Origin of the sequence: uncultured Nitrospira sp., from assembly GCA_902500695.1 — a bacterium.
Classification (GTDB): domain Bacteria; phylum Nitrospirota; class Nitrospiria; order Nitrospirales; family UBA8639; genus Nitrospira_E.
Genome location: CABVRQ010000107.1, coordinates 1 through 3,466, shown reverse-complemented (window position 1 = coordinate 3,466; position 3,466 = coordinate 1). Strand labels below are relative to the sequence as shown.

Here is a 3,466-nt window from a genome sequence, read left to right as displayed (position 1 = left end):
GAACTTCAACGGTTACTTGAACAATTCACGATGCCTCCTCTCCACACTCAGGCCATCCGGTTAACGCTGGAACAATTGCCGGCCAGTGGTGGTTTTGACGAGGGTATTAAAAAAATGAAGGCCGATGGAATTACGACGCTGCTGATTGATTTGGGGTGCGAGGGAACGGGCTTTCACACCGATCCACCACAGACGTTGAAGGCGCCTCGTCATCTGCTTGATCTGCAAACGCTCCTGCGTTCATATGTGGAGCGAAGTCACCAGTTGCATCTGTTGGTGTACGTCGGAGTGAATCTCCGTTGTATTGGTAATTGGCACGATTCCCCTTTGCCGGAATGGCGCGACCGCACCTATAATGTGACCACCCGTCAGATTCAGGATTCCCGGTTTTTTGATCTGTTTCATCCAGAGTATCAACAATTTCTTGATCAATTCCTCGCGCAACTTTCCGGGGAGGGTGTAGATGGTCTGGTGTTTCTCGATGATTATCCCATGGGGATGTATGACGGGGTATCCCGCTCGGGGTTAATCCGTTTTCAAACCGCATTCGGTGTGAGCTTTGAACCCGTGCGGGCCTTTCAGCCCGGGTTTGAACCTCTCAGACCATCTAAAGGTCCGAGTCGATCAACGCAGGGTTCAAGTGTTCTTGAAGAAGATTCCGTGTTTTGGCGATGGGCTGGTTGGAAGGCTCGCGAGCGCTTGACCGTTGTTGAGGAGTTGATAAGCCAGCTTCGCAAACGCCACCTGACGGTTCAATGTGGTCTGGAACTCCACCCGCATGGATTGACCGATCCGGTTCGGGCTCTGGTGTACTATGCCGAGGATGCCATGGAAGCCATCCGGCGCCCGTTTTCCTTTTTCTTTGTGCGACCGGAAATCGATCGCCAGTCGTCGTCCGATCAACTGTCGGCGATTGAGAAGCTCCGGCGCATCTCGACAAAGGCCGTGTTAACCCGCTTGCTTCCCGTGCTTGACGATCCCCGTCGGGTGTGGGTGAGTGTGCCGGCGGAGAGAGGAAAGCGCATTGCGCCGGGAACAGCCGGGAGCAGCACGTCACTTCTTGATGAGTTTCCTTCGGGAATTGGTGTCGTGCACGATCTTCGCGCCTTTTCTTGATTTTTCTGATGGTGTCTCTGGTCCATTGAGATGGGTACACCCACTCAACCTGGTGCATGGGAGACACACACATATGAACGCCATCATCGTTTTGAACAAAAGGGGGTAGGAATGGAGCCACAGGATTTACGTTTTCACAAGGAGCACGAATGGATTCGCGTGGAAGGGAACAAGGCGACCTTAGGCATCAGTCATTTTGCTCAGGATGCCCTGGGGGATGTAGTTTTTGTGGATGCTCCTAAAGTCGGAACCTCGTTGCAGGCGGAAGACCAATTGGGAGAAGTGGAATCGACCAAGGCCACCTCGACGATTTACACGCCGGTGACCGGAAAAGTTCTTCAAGTCAACACAGAGCTTCAAGACCATCCCGAACTGCTCAATCAGGATCCCTATGGAAAGGGGTGGATCGCGGTGCTGGAATTAGCCAACCCTGGTGAAGTGGATGCGTTGATGACGCCGGAGCAATACACGGCATTTTTAGCGTCACAGGAATCATGACCACGTCTCCCCGCATCGTGATTGTCGGATCGGGCCCTGGTGGGTATGTGGCCGCTATTCGTGCCGCCCAATTAGGTGCCACGGTGACGATCCTGGAAGAACATGTGTTGGGGGGGGTGTGCCTGAATTGGGGTTGTATTCCCAGTAAAACTCTGTTGGGCTTTATTGATCTCGGTGAACGGGTTCGGCATGCCCAGCCGTTTGGCCTCAACATTGAAGGGCCTGTGACGTATGATCTTGCCCGCATGGTCGCACGCAAGGAGGAAGTGGTTCGTGGGTTGGTGAAGGGGATTGGCACGTTATTGAAGCAGTGGAAAATAACGCATGTGCCTGGACGAGGTGAATTAGTCAGTAACCGGCAAGTGCGGATCACCCACCTTGATGGGTCCTCCTCCACCATCGATGCCGAAGCCATTATTCTTGCCACGGGTTCTTCCTGGCCTCAACTGCCTCAGTTTCCTATAGATGGTCAACGCGTGCTGACCAGTAAGGAAGCGTTGGATCTCACGGAGATCCCCAAAAGCGTGGTGATTGTCGGCGGCGGGGTAGAAGGATGTGAGTTTGCCTGCCTGTTGAGCGGGCTGGGATCGGAAGTGAGCGTCGTGGAAATGATGCCATCGGTGCTGCCTCTCGAGGATGAAGATACCATTTCCACCATGACTCGTGAGTTGAAAAAACGGAAGGTTCAACTTTATCTCAATACGCAGATTACGAAATGGGCGGCTGCTGATGAAGGAGTGCGAGTTACTCTGGCGTCGGGAGAAGAGCTGGTTGCAGGCCACATGCTGGTTTCGGTCGGGCGTCGTCTGAACTCCGGCCAATTAGGGCTGGATCAGGTTGGAGTAGAGGTGGGACCCAAGGGTGAAATTCTGGTCAACGAAAAAATGGAAACCTCCGTTCCCGGTATTTATGCGATTGGAGATGTGACTGGAAAATTCATGTTGGCTCATGTTGCCTCGGCTCAAGGAAAGGTGGCGGTCTCAAATGCGATGGGCCGGCCGCAGTCCATTAACTATGATGTCATTCCGGCAGGAATATTTACTTTGCCAGAAATCGGGCGAGTCGGGCTGACTGAGGCCCAAGCCCGGGAACGTGGGTTGGCGGTCGCGATTGGGCGATTCAAATATGCCGGTCTCGGAAAAGCCCAGGCTGTCGGGGAACCCTTTGGACATTTCAAAGTGATTTCGGATGAACAGACCAAGAAAATTCTTGGTGTCCATATTATCGGTGCCCATGCGGCGGACCTCATTCATGAAGCCGCCATGGCGATGCAGGGTGGATTGACCGTCGAGGATCTCGCCGACATGGTCCATGCTCATCCGACTTTTTCGGAAGGGTTGATGGAGGCAGCCGAGGATGTGGAGGGCATGGCTATTCATCAGGTGCGGAAGCGGGGATAATGGCGTGAGACGTAGTGATTGATTCAGCATGAATGTCATCGAACCAAAGGGATCGTGCGCCCGCTCGGTGCAGTTATCTGATAGGCATTCAGGCGAATTTTCCTGGGGAGGCTCTCTTCTCTTGAAATTGGCTTTTTTGGGTTTAGGCGTGTGTTTTGTGTATTGGGTAGGGTGGCCTCAGCCTTCGCTTTCTCCGGTTGCTCCCCTCGAAAATCCAGGTGTTCTCGAATCACTCACACTTCTTTCCGGTTCCGCGGATCCTCCCGACGAGGTTGTGAGTGTGGTGTCTCTTTCGGGGAGAGATGTTGTTCAACCTCTTCAAGTGATGGTGGAGGGGGAAGAGGGGCAACCTAGGGAAGTTGCGGCATTTACCGTGGACTTGAATGATGGCACCTTAACTGAATTAGAGCATCTTCCTGGCATTGGACCGGTTTTGGCTGGACGAATTGTAG

General features: G+C 53.3%; 4 protein-coding genes. All 4 read left to right on the top strand.

Translation table 11 applies throughout. The features are described 5' to 3' along the window. Positions 1–1,116 (top strand): hypothetical protein (locus AAH187_RS17510; protein WP_342349775.1); only part of this gene is annotated, 1,116 nt, incomplete at its 5' end. 111 nt (positions 1,117–1,227) lie between these two features. After that, positions 1,228–1,614 (top strand): glycine cleavage system protein GcvH, encoded by a 387-nt coding sequence (gene gcvH / locus AAH187_RS17505; RefSeq protein WP_342349774.1) that lies wholly within the window; start codon positions 1,228–1,230, stop codon positions 1,612–1,614. Further along, complete coding sequence (gene lpdA / locus AAH187_RS17500; protein WP_342349773.1) at positions 1,611–3,014, top strand: dihydrolipoyl dehydrogenase; 1,404 nt, start codon at positions 1,611–1,613, stop codon at positions 3,012–3,014. The genes gcvH and lpdA overlap by 4 nt, the downstream gene beginning before the upstream one ends. A 121-nt stretch (positions 3,015–3,135) precedes the next feature. After that, on the top strand, positions 3,136–3,466 hold a 331-nt coding region (locus AAH187_RS17495; protein WP_342349772.1), incomplete at its 3' end, for a hypothetical protein.